The sequence below is a fragment of the Micromonospora sp. C41 genome, from assembly GCF_018070485.1.
GTDB lineage: Bacteria > Actinomycetota > Actinomycetes > Mycobacteriales > Micromonosporaceae > Micromonospora > Micromonospora chalcea.
On record NZ_JAGPXP010000068.1, the window covers coordinates 1 to 1,325 of the forward strand.

Genomic DNA, 1,325 nt, shown 5'->3' on the forward strand with positions numbered 1-1,325 from the left:
CTGTTCAGTCCCATGACATCTGTCAGCGTTGAAGTCCCGATACATGTGTCACGTGGTAGGGATCTTGGGTCGGGTGGTATGTGCTGCCGGGCATGGCTTCTCGGCGGCATGTGATGAACCTGCTGGACGCGCTGCTGGCGGCGGGGGTTCGGGTGAACGCGGCCGAGTTCGCGCGTGAGCACGGGGTGTCGGTGCGCACGGTGTACCGGCACCGCGCACGTATCCGGGCCGAGGGTCAGTGGCAGGAACGATCCCGGCGGCCGCGTACCAGTCCGCGGGTCACGCCGCCGGAGGTGGACGCGTGGATCTGCAAACTGCGCGCTGAACTGGGCCCGGACAACGGGGCTGACTTCATCCGAGACGCGTTGGACGATGTGCGCCGGCGCACCGACGCGTCCTGGTCGGTGCCGTCACGCTCGACGGTCAACCGGGTGCTGGCCCGGCATGACCTGCTCGTGGCTACTCCGGCTAAACGACCGCGTAGCTCGTGGCGGCGTTTCAGCTATGCCCGGCCCCGCGACTGCTATCAGATCGACGCCACCGAAGTGAAACTCGCCGACGGCCGCACTGTCGTCGTCTTCGACGTCCTGGACGACTGCACCCGCACCCTGGTCGCCTGCCACGCCGCCGCCGCGGAGACCGCCCGAGCCGCGATCACCGCGATCAGACAGGCGTTCACCGCCTACGGCGTGCCGGCCATCGTGCTCAGCGACAACGGCATCGCGTTCACCAGCCGCCGCACCCGACCCGGATCAATCTCCACCTTCGTGCAGACCCTGATCGACCACGGCACCCGCCCGATCAACTCCAGCCCCTACCACCCACAAACCTGCGGCAAGGTCGAACGCCACCACCAAACCCTCAAAAAATGGCTGAGCACCCAACCCCCACCACAGACCCTCACCGCCCTGCAAACACTCCTGGACACCTACCGCCGCTACTACAACACCCAACGCCGCCACAGCGCCCTACCCCACCGCACCACACCCGCCCACGCCTGGACCCACGCACCCACCCTCGGCGGACCCACCAGCCCACCCCTGCAAACCGACGCCACCCTGCACCACTGCCCCGTCGCCAGCAACGGCGCCATCGCCGTCGCCGGACACCGCACCAGCGTCGGCACCACCCACGCCGGCACCACCGTCACCGCCATCCGCGACAACAACCACGTCACCATCTACCACCCCGACGGCCAACCCATCGGCTACCTCCACCTCAACCCCGACAAGAACTACATCCCCCTCACCCCCACCCCCACGATCCACAACCCCTGACACATCTATCGGGACTTCCCGTTGACACATGTCCCGGGACATGACAGC

The 1,325-nt window shown here is 67.2% G+C and carries 1 protein-coding gene; it reads left to right on the forward strand.

Going from position 1 to position 1,325, the window contains the following annotated elements; genetic code table 11:
- Nucleotides 1-113 precede the first annotated feature (113 nt).
- Entirely contained in the window at nt 114-1,277 is a 1,164-nt protein-coding gene (locus KBX43_RS31220) for an IS481 family transposase (RefSeq protein WP_043324428.1), read from the forward strand.
- The last annotated feature ends 48 nt before the right edge of the window (nt 1,278-1,325 follow it).